Origin of the sequence: Moorena sp. SIO3E8 (assembly GCF_010692445.1) — a bacterium.
GTDB lineage: Bacteria > Cyanobacteriota > Cyanobacteriia > Cyanobacteriales > Coleofasciculaceae > Moorena > Moorena bouillonii.
Map to the genome: position 1 here is coordinate 90320 of NZ_JAAHHM010000003.1, position 14248 is coordinate 104567.

Annotated in this window: 13 protein-coding genes; 9 read left to right on the forward strand and 4 right to left on the reverse strand. The window is 43.6% G+C overall.

The genetic code is table 11. From position 1 onward, the window contains the following. Positions 1 to 532 precede the first annotated feature (532 nt). The 8 genes from pipX to rd all read left to right on the forward strand — a co-directional run bounded on the left by pipX (position 533) and on the right by rd (position 7562). The gene (gene pipX, locus F6K46_RS01815) at positions 533 to 802 is read left to right on the forward strand and encodes a transcriptional coactivator PipX (protein ID WP_293052678.1); all 270 of its coding nucleotides are present in this window, start codon (positions 533 to 535) and stop codon (positions 800 to 802) included. A 21-nt stretch (positions 803 to 823) separates the two neighbouring features. After that, positions 824 to 1102: a hypothetical protein gene (locus F6K46_RS01820; RefSeq protein WP_293052681.1), complete on the forward strand. Its 279-nt coding sequence runs from the start codon at positions 824 to 826 to the stop codon at positions 1100 to 1102. Positions 1103 to 1416: 314 nt separating this feature from the next. Continuing rightward, on the forward strand, positions 1417 to 2004 hold the full coding sequence (locus F6K46_RS01825) for a cell division protein SepF (protein ID WP_070393463.1): 588 nt from the start codon (positions 1417 to 1419) through the stop codon (positions 2002 to 2004). Between the two features lie 69 nt (positions 2005 to 2073). Then, positions 2074 to 2898: a pyrroline-5-carboxylate reductase gene (gene proC, locus F6K46_RS01830; RefSeq protein ID WP_293052688.1), complete on the forward strand. Its 825-nt coding sequence runs from the start codon at positions 2074 to 2076 to the stop codon at positions 2896 to 2898. Between the two features lie 502 nt (positions 2899 to 3400). Then, positions 3401 to 4855: a hypothetical protein gene (locus F6K46_RS01835; RefSeq protein WP_293052692.1), complete on the forward strand. Its 1455-nt coding sequence runs from the start codon at positions 3401 to 3403 to the stop codon at positions 4853 to 4855. Between the two features lie 140 nt (positions 4856 to 4995). Then, positions 4996 to 6339, forward strand: coding sequence for a lipid II flippase MurJ (locus tag F6K46_RS01840; protein WP_293052695.1), 1344 nt, complete (start codon positions 4996 to 4998; stop codon positions 6337 to 6339). A gap of 18 nt (positions 6340 to 6357) precedes the next feature. Next, on the forward strand, positions 6358 to 7302 hold the full coding sequence (locus F6K46_RS01845) for a sulfotransferase domain-containing protein (protein ID WP_293052698.1): 945 nt from the start codon (positions 6358 to 6360) through the stop codon (positions 7300 to 7302). 95 nt (positions 7303 to 7397) lie between these two features. Beyond that, on the forward strand, positions 7398 to 7562 hold the full coding sequence (gene rd, locus F6K46_RS01850; protein WP_293052701.1) for a rubredoxin: 165 nt from the start codon (positions 7398 to 7400) through the stop codon (positions 7560 to 7562). Between the two features lie 237 nt (positions 7563 to 7799). Here rd and F6K46_RS01855 read toward each other — a convergent pair whose 3' ends face one another. The 4 genes from F6K46_RS01855 to F6K46_RS01870 form a co-directional block, all read right to left on the reverse strand. Continuing rightward, complete coding sequence (locus F6K46_RS01855) at positions 7800 to 9305, reverse strand: DNA phosphorothioation system restriction enzyme (protein ID WP_293052704.1); 1506 nt, start codon at positions 9303 to 9305, stop codon at positions 7800 to 7802. A gap of 128 nt (positions 9306 to 9433) precedes the next feature. Then, positions 9434 to 10516, reverse strand: a complete 1083-nt coding sequence (locus F6K46_RS01860; RefSeq protein WP_293052707.1) for a DUF5357 family protein — start codon at positions 10514 to 10516, stop codon at positions 9434 to 9436. An 8-nt stretch (positions 10517 to 10524) separates the two neighbouring features. Continuing rightward, entirely contained in the window at positions 10525 to 11085 is a 561-nt protein-coding gene (gene fraC, locus F6K46_RS01865) for a filament integrity protein FraC (RefSeq protein ID WP_075900410.1), read from the reverse strand. A 62-nt stretch (positions 11086 to 11147) separates the two neighbouring features. Then, the gene (locus F6K46_RS01870; protein ID WP_070393471.1) at positions 11148 to 12272 is read right to left on the reverse strand and encodes an RNA-guided endonuclease TnpB family protein; all 1125 of its coding nucleotides are present in this window, start codon (positions 12270 to 12272) and stop codon (positions 11148 to 11150) included. Between the two features lie 822 nt (positions 12273 to 13094). Here F6K46_RS01870 and F6K46_RS01875 point away from each other — a divergent pair. Then, the gene (locus tag F6K46_RS01875) at positions 13095 to 13613 is read left to right on the forward strand and encodes a GUN4 domain-containing protein (RefSeq protein ID WP_070396733.1); all 519 of its coding nucleotides are present in this window, start codon (positions 13095 to 13097) and stop codon (positions 13611 to 13613) included. The last annotated feature ends 635 nt before the right edge of the window (positions 13614 to 14248 follow it).

The following is a 14248-nucleotide window of genomic DNA, read 5'->3' on the forward strand; positions in this document are numbered from 1 at the left end:
TATAATTTTTGAAACATGTAGAGTTTTGAGGAATCTTTATTAAAGTTTCACGAATTCACAGCTAAAACTATAGCCAAAACGATTAGTGTATTTTTTCCTTCCCCATCCTCTTTCCCTATGAGCGTCTTCTCAATCCTCAGTCTATCTCAAATCGGTTGGTATCGGTATTGAGGAGTTCAACCAAGGTAGGAGAGATTTTGTTATAGCAGATTTGGGTAGACTTGGTAAGTTATATCAGATGGCCATTATCTTAGAAGTCTAATGCCGTCAGAAACAAAATCACCACTAGCCCTAATTTTCTACCTAGCAAACTCAAATCCACGCGCTCAAGCTATTATCTCTATAACTTCGGTTTTGGTCTTTAGGAATTGTTAGGGTCTTGCTGACTCCTAGTCTTACCTGAATTCACTAACCAACCAAACCCCTGGCATAATACCACTAACCTTACTAAGGGAAAGTAAGCCATAGCAATGACTTATTTGACCTAACCTAAGATCGTTCGGTGCTCAAGTCCCGCCTAATATGGATTTTGATGAGTTCTGAAAACTACCTCAATCACCCCAATTTTGGTCTACTGTTTCGAGTTTGCATTGTTGAACCACAACAAGAGTTGTTCACTACGATCTATGCCCAGAGACTTTTCTTTTTGGTGAAAAGTACTACCAATGGCATTGCCTTTGAGCCAATCAGTCGTTCTGAGGCTCGGCTGTTGGTAGAAAATCGCCTGCGCTTACTTAGGCGCAGTGGTTCATCGGCTGATTATGAGCAGCTTAGAGTTATCTATCAGCAAACCTTCCAATAAGTTCCATAAGGAAACCTTCCCATGATTGGTTTAATTACAGAACCCATTACCAAGATTCGCCAACAAATCCCACCCAATTTACCGCTGAAAGCAGTTACTAAAACTAGGTCCCTAGAAGCTAGGGGAGGGGCTGATGCTGCGCCATCTGCGGGATTGCCTCCAAAAGTGGTTACGACCTGGGGCTTCTTTTGCTGGAAGCTAAATTTGAAGTACCCACAACCAAATCGAAGGTTGTTGAATGGGTTGGTCTTACCGCCAAAAGTAGGTCCCAACGACCATTGTGAGCGTCTGGTGAAATGAGATTATCGGATGAGGAAGTAATGGGGTAGTATATACCCAACCACATCCATCATCAATATTGCCCTCTTATATATAATGGCATAGCCTTCTGAAAGTTGCTTTTTTCGAGAACTACACCCCGATCAGAAGGCAGATATATCTTTTATATTGATAACCTTGTGGTGTTCTCAAGGGTGAAAATTATTAAGTAAGCTCAAGGGTAAGTTAGACTGTTTAAGTTCTAGTCTAAGCATCTACTAAAGACTGCTGCCCTAGAGAAGGTCGATTATCGGCTTTGCAGAAGCTTACACTAAAGTTGTGATGGAGAGTTGACTATGAGCGGTATTTTTAATAAACTGCGCGATTTCGTCGGTCTGAATGAGCCAGTGGAATACGAATACGAATATGAAGACATTGAGGGGGATGCCTACCCAACTCCCTACCCACAAGAGCAACCGGTTCAACCGCCACCAGAGGAGGAACGTCCGACCAGACGACGTTCTCGGGAGCGGACAACGGTATCAGAAGCAGGGGTAGGGCCATCTCCGATCAATAATGTGATTGGCATGCCTGGAGCAGTCAATGGCATTTCAGAGGTGGCAGTGATTGAACCTCGTTCCTTTGAAGAAATGCCCCAAGTGATTCAGGCACTGCGGGAACGGAAGTCGGTGGTTTTAAACCTGACCATCATGGATCCAGACCAAGCACAACGAGCAGTTGACTTTGTGGCTGGTGGGACTTACGCTATTGATGGTCACCAAGAGCGTATTGGTGAAAGTATTTTCTTGTTTACACCAAGCTGTGTTCAGGTAAGTACTCAGTCTGGTGTGATTCATGAGATACCTACTCCCCAGGCTCCTCCTCCCCGTCAGACAGCTCCGTCACCAGCCTGGGGTTCTGAGCCAGATCAGATGGCTCAGTAAGAGTCAGGACAAGACAAGTGTCTAGTGCGCGCGTGAATAACATTAATAGTTGAAAAGAGAGGTGTTGGGTTGCCTATAAAACTTGGCATAATTGGTGGCGGTGTCATGGGAGAAGCCCTCCTATCCCGCCTACTTGCCCAACAACTTTACCAGCCTGATGAGGTCTTGGTGAGTGAGCTGCTGGAGCAGCGCCGTGATGGTTTGGCGCAACAATACGGGATAAGGGTCACTGCCAATAACCAAGCGGCAGCGGCAGCATCAGAGGTTTTGTTACTGGCAATTAAACCTCAGGTATTTGAAGCGGTAGCGGCAGAACTGGCCATGGGTAGAGGTGACAACGGTCACAGCTTAGGAACGTTGCCAATGGTGATTTCAATTCTAGCTGGAGTGCCTCTGGAACGGCTGGAAAATGCTTTTCCATCCCAGCCAGTGATCCGGGCAATGCCTAATACTCCTGCAACAGTTGGGGCGGGAATCACAGCACTAGCTGCTGGAAAATGGGTTTCGCCTGATCAAATGGAGCAAGCAAAGACAATTTTTAGGGCTGTTGGTGAAGTAGTAGAGATTCCGGAACACCTGATGGATGCGGTGACCGGTTTATCTGGGTCAGGCCCAGCTTATGTGGCGATTTTGATCGAAGCCCTAGCAGATGGGGGCGTGGCAGCTGGATTACCCAGAGCGATCGCATTGCAGTTGGCCAAGTCTACAGTATTGGGGACAGCCCAGCTGTTACAAGAAACTCAAATCCATCCAGCTCAATTGAAGGATAGGGTTACTAGTCCTGGGGGAACGACGATTGCTGCGATCGCTAAGTTGGAGAAGGCTGGTTTTCGCTCGGCTTTGATTGAGGCGGTTTTGGGGTCTTATCAGCGTTCTCGGGAGTTGGGAAGTTGAAGGTTTAAAGTTAGAGGTTGGGGGTTGAAGGTTGGAGGTTGAAGGTTGAAGGTTGAAGGTTGAAGGTTGAAGGTTGAAGGTTGAAGGTTGAAGGTTGAAGGTTGAAGGTTGAAGGTTGAAGGTTGAAGGTTGAAGGTTGAAGGTTGAAGGTTGAAGGTTGAAGGTTGTTAACCCTTGGCTTCCCTTGTAGGGTAGGTTGAACATGGATCAGAACTGATTGATCAAGTGAATTTTAAGATCCATTAGGCTAGGCCGTTGTTAGTTGGTCTTGGCTAACCCCATCTGCATCTGTAGTATTATGGGGGTGTGATTTCAATGGTCAAAAAAAACTATTGTGGGCGTCATCTAATTCTGTCATCTAGTTCTATAATAATAGCAGCTAGAGGATTTATCCCACTGGTCAAAATTGTTTAAAAGCACGGGATCTGAACTACAATCACAAAATATTCATAATTTAGTCTGAATGTAAATTTGTGGACTGCATCTATTCTGATCACAGACGATGACAGAATCTTCAATTCCGATTCGAGCCTTACCAAAAGCACGCCAACGTTCTCGACCCAATGGGTTGAAATGGTTTTCCTACATAAGTTTGGGGATTTTGAGTAATGCTGCTATTTTGGGTTTAGCTTTTTTTGTGCTCCAGCAAATCCCTCGAACTTACACCAGTAAGGCAGCAGCAATTATACCTGGTGTGGGTTCTCAAGGATCTGTTCAACTCCCTGGAGTCGGTCAAGCTTCCTCCAATCCAGGTGAGAAGTCTCCTTACGGATATCTTTTAAAGGTAGATCCACGAGAAAACTACCAGTATATCGCCATGAGTGACGTCGTATTAACTGAAGCTGCTGCTGCTGTTAATACCTCAGTCAAAGATTTTGAAGAGTTTGCCAAGCCAAGGGTTTCTTTGGATAGAGGTACCACTATCATAGAATTTGAAGCGGATGGCAAAAGCAAACTGGAAGCTCAGCGAAATACTCGGGCTTTTTATGAAGCGTTAGTTAAACGGATTGATTACTTAAGAGCAGAAGAATCAGCTCGTCAGGATAACAAGACGTTGTTAGCGTTAGACTCTGCTAATAGTAACTTAAAAAAAGCCCAAACAAAGCTTTCTCAATTCAAAAAGAATTCACCGCTCAAAATTTCTGAACAAATCAAGAACCTTTCAGAAGAAGTAGAGAGCTTGCGAGTGGAGCGTGCTAATTTATTGGCTCAGCAGCAAGCGGCTACCTCTGGATTAAGGCAGCTAGAAGCTAACCTAAGGTTGTCAACTGACCAAGCAGCCGATGCTCTGATGCTTCAGGATGATGAAGTCTTTAAAAAGCTTTGGCAAAACTATAGCGATATCAGCGCTAACCTAACGATACTCAATACTCAATGGACACCAAATAGCCCTCAGGTGATTAATCTCAAAGCTAAGAAGCAAGCGGCGCTTGAGGCATTACTTGCTCGTAGCCAACAGCTATTGGGCAAGCGGATGGATCTTCAACGTTTGGATAATCTCAATTTAGGCTTAGATGCCCAGACAGGTCGAGCAAATCTGGCACAAGTGTTAATTAACCAGAGAGCTCAACAACAGGGACTAACCGGTCAAGTTAACACCTTGGCAGAACAAATTGCTCAGCTAGAGTCTAGACTTCAGACGTTGATTGAGAAGCAGTTAACCCTGACTGAGCTTGAGCGAGAGGTGCAAATCTCTGAAGCTATATTTACGGCGAAGTCGGCTCAATTAAACTTGAATAAATCGGATCATGCTACTGCTTATCCAACCCTGCAATTGTTAGTAGAGCCGAACTTACCGAAAGAACCTGTTGGTAATACCAAAAAAACGGTGATGCTGGGGGCTGTGGCGCTTTGCCTTTTAATGACAACTGGGCTGGTTATCCTGGCCTGGGAAAAACCAAGTTCTAAGACAGACGCTCCTAAAGATTCCACTCCAGTACTTCAACCTGAGTCTTAAACTAGTAAATTCAAAAGCACCAACAATTTGGATCTACCAACAATTTGGTCTAATTGTTGGAAACTGCTAGCACGGACAATCCAATTGGGAAAAACTCCAAGTCTGCTACCTTAATCAGGTCTATGCAGTAAGTAATAGCAATGAACCTATCCAACCGTATAATCAAAGGCTGGAAATCTCCCACGCTGCGAGTGATGTCTCTGACCTTCTTAGGTATGCTACTGGCGTGGGTTGCAGACATTTTGATGGCGGCGAAACTGGGGACTAGTCAAACCACAGATGCCTTGATTGTTGCCCTGAGCTTACCACGACTAATTGATACCGTGAGCCGGGAGGGAACCAGACAAAGCTTGGTTCCAATGTTCATGGAGCGCCGAGATGCTCTGAGTCTCAGGGAATATCATCGTTTGGTCAGTGGCATTGTAAACTTAGCTTTAGTACTCGGTGTTAGTCTAACTGTTCTGTTGGAAATTCTAGCGCCATTGATTATAACTGGGTTAGCCCCAGGATTTTCCCCAGAGGGTAGAGCACAAGCAACGTTTTTATTTCGGGTCTGTGCGCCAATGGTTTTGTTTGCTCCTGGGATTGCGGTCTTTAGCGTGATCCTCAACAGCCAAAGGCGCTTTAGTGCGGTAGCTCTGCGGAATGCGATCGCACCAGGTTTCGTAGTGGCTGCCATTGGGTTGGCATGGCATCAGTCTAGTATTGCTCTGTGGATAGCGTACGCTTATACCTTGGGATTTGGTGGATTCTTTGTGCTGGTATTTCTAGATGCTTTTAAAGCGGGACACCAGCATCAATGGTTGGCCTGGGCTGGCAAAGATGACCTCCTGCGTCTGTGGCAAGCAGGTTCTTTACCCACTATCGGTTTTGTTATTAAGCTCGCATCTAATCTAGTCAAGAGCCAGATGCTGCCTTCCTTAGTAGCAGTTGGCGGGGTCTCCACATTCTACTTTGCAATTCGGATCGTCTCCGCTGCTCAAACGATTATTGGTGTCAGTATTGCTACAACCAGTTTGCCTGCCATGACAGAGCATGACCTAGCTGGGCATAAATCCCGGTTGGGATCGGCTTTGCGCAAAAACCTGATCAAAACCCTATTAGTAAGCTTACCTGCAGTACTTTTCATTGTGGTATCCCATGGGGAAATCATTCGTTTGCTATACGGACATGGTTCTTTTGAAGCTGCCTCTATTGATCAGACCTCTCAAGTCTTCTTTTGGTTAGGGCTGTCGTTGGCATTTATTTCTCTAATCCCCGTGCTTGAAGCTGGTTTGTATGCTCAGAGAGCTTATGGTTTGGTTGTCTGGAGTATGGTGACCATGGCATTTGTAGGGGTTGCTCTGAGTTGGTTATTTTGGCAAGTTTGGGGATTGATTGGTATTGCTATGAGTTGGCCTGTTATGGCTATTATCTATGTGATACTCATCATCTATCTACTCCATCAAAAGGGTGTTTCGGTGCTCAAAAACCATCCTAGTTAATGAGGAGTAATAAACTCTATGAATAGTTCAAGGGTGAAACAGCACTCTTACTTAATTATTGGAGGCACAACAAAAGCGGCAACAACATCATTATTTTATTATCTAGCTGATCATCCTGAAGTTTGTACATCTAACCTCAAAGAAATTCGCTTCTTTTTGGATCAAGATTATCCAGAAGCTTCTAACTATCGATATGAAGATGGTCTAGAAAAATATGATGATATTTTCTGTTCTGCTCAGTGTTACCATGTCGAAAAAATTCGCATGGAGGCAACACCAGACTATCTTTACTCATCAGGGACACCCCTTAAAATCAAAGAATCTATACCAAATGTGAAACTTATTTTTATCCTACGGGAACCGGTTTCTCGCTTAATTTCTTGGTATAAGTTTGCTAAACAAAAAGAGTATCTTCCTCAAGATATCAGCTTTGATAACTATGTTAACCAGCAATTAATTAATGATAATTTTGAACACGAAAATACCTATACCTATATGCGTTCCCTTGAGCAAGGGCGTTATTCTGTCTACTTAGAGCCTTACTTTGAGTTATTCGGAGCCGATCGAATTTATGTTGCTTTTTATGAAGAGTTATCCCAAAATCCCAAATATGTGCTTGAAAAAATATGTGGATTTGCAGGAATTGATCCAACCTTCTATGGGGATTATCTTTTTAAAGTCTATAATTCCAGTAAGGCAGTAAAAAATTGGTGGTTTCACCGGAATTATGAGCAGTTTCTAAAGTCTATGCGTCAATATACCCAAGACAAACCTATCCACAAAGTTTTGAGGAAAATTCGACGGTCCCTGGATCCGGTCTATTTACGCCTTAATGTGCAGCCTCAGGAAAAGGTGTCGATTTCACCAACTCTCAAAAATGCTCTTAGTAAGTATTATAAACAGGAAATTACAGCATTAGAAGAACTACTTGGCTACTCAGTTCCATGGCAATCATGGAATTAATTTATAAAAAAACAATAACAAATAACACTACCGAAACAACGGGACACGATATGATCAGACTGATGAGAGAAGAACACTAATTTAGGACAATATCCATGAAGAAATATGTCTGTACCACTTGCGGCTATGTCTATGACCCAGAGGTAGGGGATCCAGATAGTGGCATTGCACCGGGAACACCTTTTGAAGATATTCCAGATGACTGGGTATGTCCGGTTTGTGGAGTCGGTAAGGAAGATTTTGAACTGGAAGAAGAGTAACATTTTTAAGCACCTAAACAAAATTAATTTCCTACTACCAATCTCTGTAACCCTTACATCGTAAGGTTTTGAGTTTTGGAAAATGTGTAATTAATTTTGTGCACCTGCTTATTGTCGTATTGATTGTCGTAATCGGTGGCAGTGCCACCGTTTTTTTTGACAAAAAATAGTGGTAGGCAATAAAAAACCGTGCCTTACCAAACCCGGAGTGCTAATTGCCAAGAATGCGATTGGCAATTAGCACTCTGACACTCCATAGCGCTGCTGAATTTCCAGCAATTTTACCCTGGCCTCCCCAGCATTATCGGCCAACTCAGCAAACTCCAAAAATCGCTTCAATTCCTTTTTCAACAAACTCCGTTCCACTTCCCAAGTTTCCCGTCCCAAATCTGGGGGCAAAACAATCATGTCAAATAACGTTGCCCGTTCCTTACCTGGGTGCGGTCGCAACACTCGCCCCCGCCGCTGAATAAATTGGCGGGGATTGCTACTACTTGCCAGAATTACCGCAGTTTCAATGGATGGAATATCCACCCCTTCATCCAAACATCGAATTGCTACTAACCCCTGCAACTCCCCCCGCTCAAATTGACGACGTAATTCCTCCCGTTCTGCCAACGATGTCTGAGCAGTGTACGTGTTGACCCGATACCCCAGTTGAGAACCTAGTAACTGGGTTACTGCTGCTAACTGACGCTTGCTTTCATTACTCACTTGCCCATCTACCGAACCATCCCCACAATAAAACAAGGTATGGTAGGTGTTGAGACGCTTAGCCATTAACCGCTGCAACGCCCTTAACTTGTTTGCCGCCGCCCCAACTAACCGAGCTCGTTGCATCAATAACGATGTTAAAGTAGTGTCATTTTCTATATCGTCTGCTTCCCCTAATGCCCAACCAATCCGTTGAGTTAATTTAGCATAGGCAATATTTTCCGCCTCTGTTAATTCCACGAACACCGGATAGTAGAGGTAACGCACTAGCGCTCCTTGGCGAATCGCATCGGCTAAGGTCAGTTCTGGTTGTAATACTGAACCAAAATAGTCAAACAACGCTTCTGTGCCAGCTTCATCAAAATGCCGTTCCGGTGTAGCTGACAGACCAAGGCGCAGTCCAATGTTACGGGGTAAACTCTTTTCGATGCGGGTAGTCCCAAAATTATGGGCTTCATCTCCCACTATCAGGGTTTTTTCAGGAAAATACTTCAGCTGAGACTGGAAACCCTCCTTGATCAGGGTAGAATTGGTAGTGATTATGGTAATAAAGGATTGTTTCCCAACCTGGAGGTTATATAGCTGGGCAGACAGTTTACTTTGCCAGCTGTAGACACTCTCGAAGGCTAATATCGGTTCTAGATTAAAGTGTTCGCATTCTCTTGCCCATTGAGTAACCAAGTGACGGTAAGGGCAAACCACCAGCAACACCTGTAAGCCGATTTTTTGATACAGTTCCGTTGCGATCGCTAAAGCAGTAATCGTTTTACCACTACCCGTTGCCATTTTCAGGGTTCCTCGTCCCCGATGAGCAAACCAATTGGCCACCGCTTGCCGCTGATACTGCCGCAACTGAATATCCGCTGGTATCCTAGGACATCCCTTTGGTGAGTGAGTGTCAAAGGGTAGCGGTAATTGGTAAGCTCCTCCCGATTCAGCTACTTTGATATTACGGGAGGGCTGATAGTATCCTCCTGCTAAACTTCCCCAGTTTCCTGATAGCACGAATGGGAATTTATTGTTCCTCATTGGTCATTGGTCATTTGGTATTTGATAATTGGTATTTATTATTTGCTATTTGTTATTTGTTATTTGTTCTTTTCTACTTGCTATTTGCTATTTTACTAGATGCAAGCAAGCCTTTTTTATTTGACTTTTTACCGTTTTCCTTGGTCAGCAAACACCTCCATTTCCCCTGTCCTAGAGGGTTGGCATTCCACATTACCAATTGGTTGAGAACCTAACCCGGATCGCCCATCCACCTGCTTAATGCGACAAGACTTGGTGAAGGAATAAGAGTCAGGTTTGGTGTCAGGATTTGAACGGGGGCCGTTCCAATTGGCCTGCAAGTCTAAGTTATAGTCAGACCCAGACTCCCTGGATGAAAATTTATAGGTCACTTTCCATAGAGGATCTTCAGCAACCGGTGAGTTTTGCTTAGCTTGATATTCAATCCCCTTCAGCAATTTTTTGTGATTTACTTTAAGCAGGGATTTCTCAACCTCTGACCAAGATTTTTCATTCAACTCTTCTTTCAATTGAACTTCCATCCCCTCTAAGATCGATACACCTCTAGATAGGACAGTGACTTGGGCAGAGGGCAATTTCCACACAAAGGAACTATGGATAAAATCATCACTCAGTAAGCTAGGATATTGCACTAGCCAATTTTGAATCACGAAATAAAACTGTATCCAGCAGCTAATCAGGAGTTGGCTACCGAATAATATAACTAGATATTGACGTTCTGCTGGGGACGGTTTTTTTACCTTAAATTCTACTGCTAAAATATAGGGTAAAGCCGCAATTATTGCTGATATCAATGGCCAACTAATGAACGTCAAGGATGATAATTCCCCTGAGTCGATGCCTAATAAATAGGTACTGATACCATCAATTCTGAGCTGGTATTCTCCAACGTTCCAACTGATTCCGAATAGATAAATACTAGTTAATGCGCCAGTAATCCAGGCACCTAGGGGCAAGCTCTTCTTGGCAATTCTTAGCTTAGCCGCCGCTGCTGTTACCCAGTAGACAAATAAAATAAAGAAAATACCACCACAGCTTGCTATCAGCCGTTGTACAAATCCAGTGGCTAACCCTGCCATTACATAGGAAAACACAGTTAGCCACATTATAGCCTGCCAGGAAAATGCCTTGGGAGGTTTCAGTACCTTTACCACCCAGTCTACCACTGCTAAGCCAATGACAAATTCGAAGAAGGATGTGAAAAATTTCACGACGCTAGTTATCCACTAATGGGGTTGACATAAAGGAAACGCAGAAACAAAAGCAGTAAGATAGCGCTATAGCTACAGGAATTAGCAATGAGGACGACCATAGCTCGATTTTCCCCACCCGATCCTCTCTGACCAGAGCGCCTAAAGGATAATGATTTTTCCTCATCAGAAGCCGATTTGGAACCAGTTGCCTGATCTTCAGCTAGTTCTAAAAAGATTTTGAGTAACCTCAGCCCTGCCAGCTTAATAATAAAGGAAATAAAGAAAATTGCGATCACACTGATAGCGATAAGAGCATAAAAATTGTCTGGCTTATCCTCTGAAAAGTGATCGAAAAAGATATAACTAATCATCTGGCCTTGAAATGCCGCAGGGAGTTGGTCGTGAAGGGCAAAAAAACACCACCAACCTACAATGGTGGAAAGTAGATTAATCGATGCTGCTTGCTGCATGCTGGTTTTGCGGTTGAGTTTTAGCCCTCGTTGTAAGACTACCCCTTCCACCGCAATTACCACCAGCAGGAAGAGAATTTGAAACACGACCGTCTGTAGGGGCCATACAGGTGCCATAATTTTAGGTTTGCTGCTCCATAAAACTTATACAAAACTCGCGCTTAGCTCGTTAAAGCTGTTTACTTCCTGCTTCTTCCGGAACTGTCGGCAGCACTCCGTCCACAGGCAGACACCGTAGAGCCTACGGCGTTTCTCAAATTAATTGCTGCGTTTAAATCTCTGTCGAGACTTAACCCGCACTCAGGACAGTTATAAGTCCTGATTTTCAGTGGCATCTTTTGACGATGCCCACAGCTTGAACACAGTTGAGATGATGGGTAAAATCTGTCAACCATGACTAACTGTGAGCCATACCATTGACATTTGTATTCAAGCTGTCTCTTGAACTCGTAAAACCCTTGGTCAGCCATAGAGGCAGCTAGCCTATGATTAGCCATCATTCCAGATACATTTAAGTCTTCAATCACTACCGTGCCGTGGTTCTTAGCTAAATAAGTAGTGAGTTGGTTTAATGTATTTTTGCGGATATTAGCTACTTTTTGATGTTTCTTACCTAGTCGATTGACTGCCTTGTACCAATTGTTTGAACCTTTAATTTTTCTCGATAGGTCACGCTGGCATCTGACTAGTTGCTTCTGGGCTTGACCATAGGGCTTAGAACCTGGGAACACAATGCCAGTACTGAGTACAGCTAATTCCTTGATTCCTAAATCTACCCCTACCACATCTTTTAATTTGGGGGTCGCTAATGGTTCGTGTTCATAATGACAACTCACATACCAACCGTCAGCTTGCCTAGAAATAGTTATTTTCTTGGTCGTTATCTCTGGTAATGGCTCATAAGTTCTCACCCAACCTAACTTGGGTAACTTATGTCTTATGCCTGATAAATTAATCGACTTACCAGAGTTGTCAATCGTAAAACTGTCATTTCTCCCTTTCTTTTTGAATTTTGGATATCCTCCTAGCCCCTTGAAGAAACGTTTATAGGCAACGCCTAGGGCAATAAAAGCATATTGATAGACTTTAGAGGATAGTTCATTCATCCAAGGGTACTGGGGTTTGACATGGTTGGTAAAAAGCTTCCTCAGCTTACTTGCTGATGGTTTTAGACCTTCTGAGTAAGCTTGCTGCCATAAAGCCAGTCCCCAGTTATAAACCCACCGAGAATAGCCAGCGTGTTTAGCCATCAAAGTTTTTTGCTGATTATTCAGTTTTAGTTTGGTCTTGATAGCTTTGTGCATGTTTAATCACCCTTAGTGATGTTTTTCGTGTTTTTGTTGCCACTCCAACGTAAGAATTTGCATTAAAAACCCTTTGAGCCACATTTTACCTGCACGATTCGGTGAAACTTGGTTTTGTTGACACCTTATGTTGACACCTTATGTTGACACCTTGTGTTGACACCTTATGTTGACACTTTACAGTTGATTATTGTGTGTCAACCGTCAACAGAAATGGAGCAACTAAACGGGAGCAGGTCTGATGTTCATTAAATTAGACTACCAGTAATTTTCGGATACTGGTAGTGAATTTGAATGAGGGGTCTTACCCCTAAGCCTTTTCTGGCGGGTTTCCTGTTAAACTCCTTAACCACAGGCTATACATTGAAGCACGACAAGGAACATCTGTAAAGATGCGATTGGCCGTAGGCCACGCTAAGCGATGCTCCTAGGTCGCCGCTACGCGATTGACCTTTGGTCACGCTACACCAACGCATTTTGTTACATATTTTCTCTCTTAGATACCTGTTTGACCTGCGGTCACGCTTCGCGAATATAATTTAGGGTTTAGGCTCTAGGGTTCAGGGTTCTGTTGTAACTTGGCGATCCTCTCGGTTAGCACGAAAGTTGTCAAGTACCCCTGTTGTCCCTCATACCTAATACCAAATGCCTAATACCTAGAATTTATGGATTATTGCTGTATGACTTTGCCGTCAGTGTCTGGTAGTTGACTCTTGGGGCAATGCTATGGTTGATGGGTGTACCCCACACCTGACAGAAAAGCCAAAACTAGATCTTTACTATATCTTTGCTGATCAACTCCCATCATCATGGCGCAAACCTATGACACGACATCACTATGAACCTGAACTCAAACTGCATTCTGAAAAAGGATTAGACTACACTAAACTGCGAGATGTACTAGCAGCAGGCAAGTGGAAAGAAGCCGACCTAGAGACAGCCAGGGTACTATTGGAAGCAGCAGGTCGAGAAGCTGAAAAATGGCTAGATGTAGAGTCTCTCAAAACATTTCCCTGTGCTGACCTGCTGACCATTGACCAGCTTTGGGTAAGATACAGCCAAGGACACTTTGGGCTTAGTGTTCAGCAGTCCATTTATCAAGAGGCCGGAGGAGACTGCGTTAGGCTAGGTGAACGCATCGGTTGGAGAGTCAGGGGAGAGTGGATAGCCTATAGTAAAATCAAATGGAATTTAGATGCCCAGATGGGACACCTACCCGTCTGTATGGCATTCATCTGGAGTAATCATCGGTCTGTATCCGGTATCGTGTGGTTATCTCGGGTAGGGTGTGAGGCGTGGTATACTTCATTGATGCAAAGACTTTTAGAGTGTAGCATATAAGCGTTACAGCCCAAGGAAAAATTCTTTAAACAAAAATTTTAAACAAAAATCTTTGCTACAAATTATATAAAGATTTTAGGGATTTCAAGGTTAGTTTGATAAATCAAAACTACCAGGTCTATTGTTTGGAGCACGCTTTGTACAAACTAGGAATAATTTGTTAGTCTATGGGTTAATCCCCACGCCCTACTGCTGGTGCTGGAAGTCGATAAATCGTTTCCGTTTACCATAAACAAACATAATTATGTACAGCTATGAGATAGGCTGTATCTGGATAGACAACAATGCAGTATTGAAACTCTGCCCTCTTCCATAGGCGCAGATTCTTCGGAGGAGTTAACTAACAAATGTTAGCCATTGCTCGAAACAACCACATCAACCTAACCTTCCGTAACACCAAAAGGCTTGCAGTCCATCAGGCAGTGCCAATTACCGCTACTCTCTCATGGTGGTGGGGGTTGAGGTTACCTTTAAGTATGTGGTTTGTAAGTATGTGGTTTGTAAGTATGTGGTTTGTAAGTATGTGGTTTGATTCACTAGCCTTAAAGCCTTTGCTGGCAGGGGCTAAAACTAGACTACGTGCCTGTAGCCAATCAATAATTTCGATTGATTGTCTTTTGAGTGGAATTTCCCAC

Bases quoted from the DNA above. Each gene is read 5' to 3' on its own strand.
- pipX (WP_293052678.1), top strand. From the start codon at position 533: ATGAGTTCTGAAAACTACCTCAATCACCCCAATTTTGGTCTACTGTTT.
- F6K46_RS01820 (WP_293052681.1), top strand. From the start codon at position 824: ATGATTGGTTTAATTACAGAACCCATTACCAAGATTCGCCAACAAATC.
- F6K46_RS01825 (WP_070393463.1), top strand. From the start codon at position 1,417: ATGAGCGGTATTTTTAATAAACTGCGCGATTTCGTCGGTCTGAATGAG.
- F6K46_RS01835 (WP_293052692.1), top strand. From the start codon at position 3,401: ATGACAGAATCTTCAATTCCGATTCGAGCCTTACCAAAAGCACGCCAA.
- F6K46_RS01840 (WP_293052695.1), top strand. From the start codon at position 4,996: ATGAACCTATCCAACCGTATAATCAAAGGCTGGAAATCTCCCACGCTG.
- F6K46_RS01845 (WP_293052698.1), top strand. From the start codon at position 6,358: ATGAATAGTTCAAGGGTGAAACAGCACTCTTACTTAATTATTGGAGGC.
- rd (WP_293052701.1), top strand. From the start codon at position 7,398: ATGAAGAAATATGTCTGTACCACTTGCGGCTATGTCTATGACCCAGAG.
- F6K46_RS01855 (WP_293052704.1), bottom strand. From the start codon at position 9,305: ATGAGGAACAATAAATTCCCATTCGTGCTATCAGGAAACTGGGGAAGT.
- fraC (WP_075900410.1), bottom strand. From the start codon at position 11,085: ATGGCACCTGTATGGCCCCTACAGACGGTCGTGTTTCAAATTCTCTTC.
- F6K46_RS01870 (WP_070393471.1), bottom strand. From the start codon at position 12,272: ATGCACAAAGCTATCAAGACCAAACTAAAACTGAATAATCAGCAAAAA.
- F6K46_RS01875 (WP_070396733.1), top strand. From the start codon at position 13,095: ATGACACGACATCACTATGAACCTGAACTCAAACTGCATTCTGAAAAA.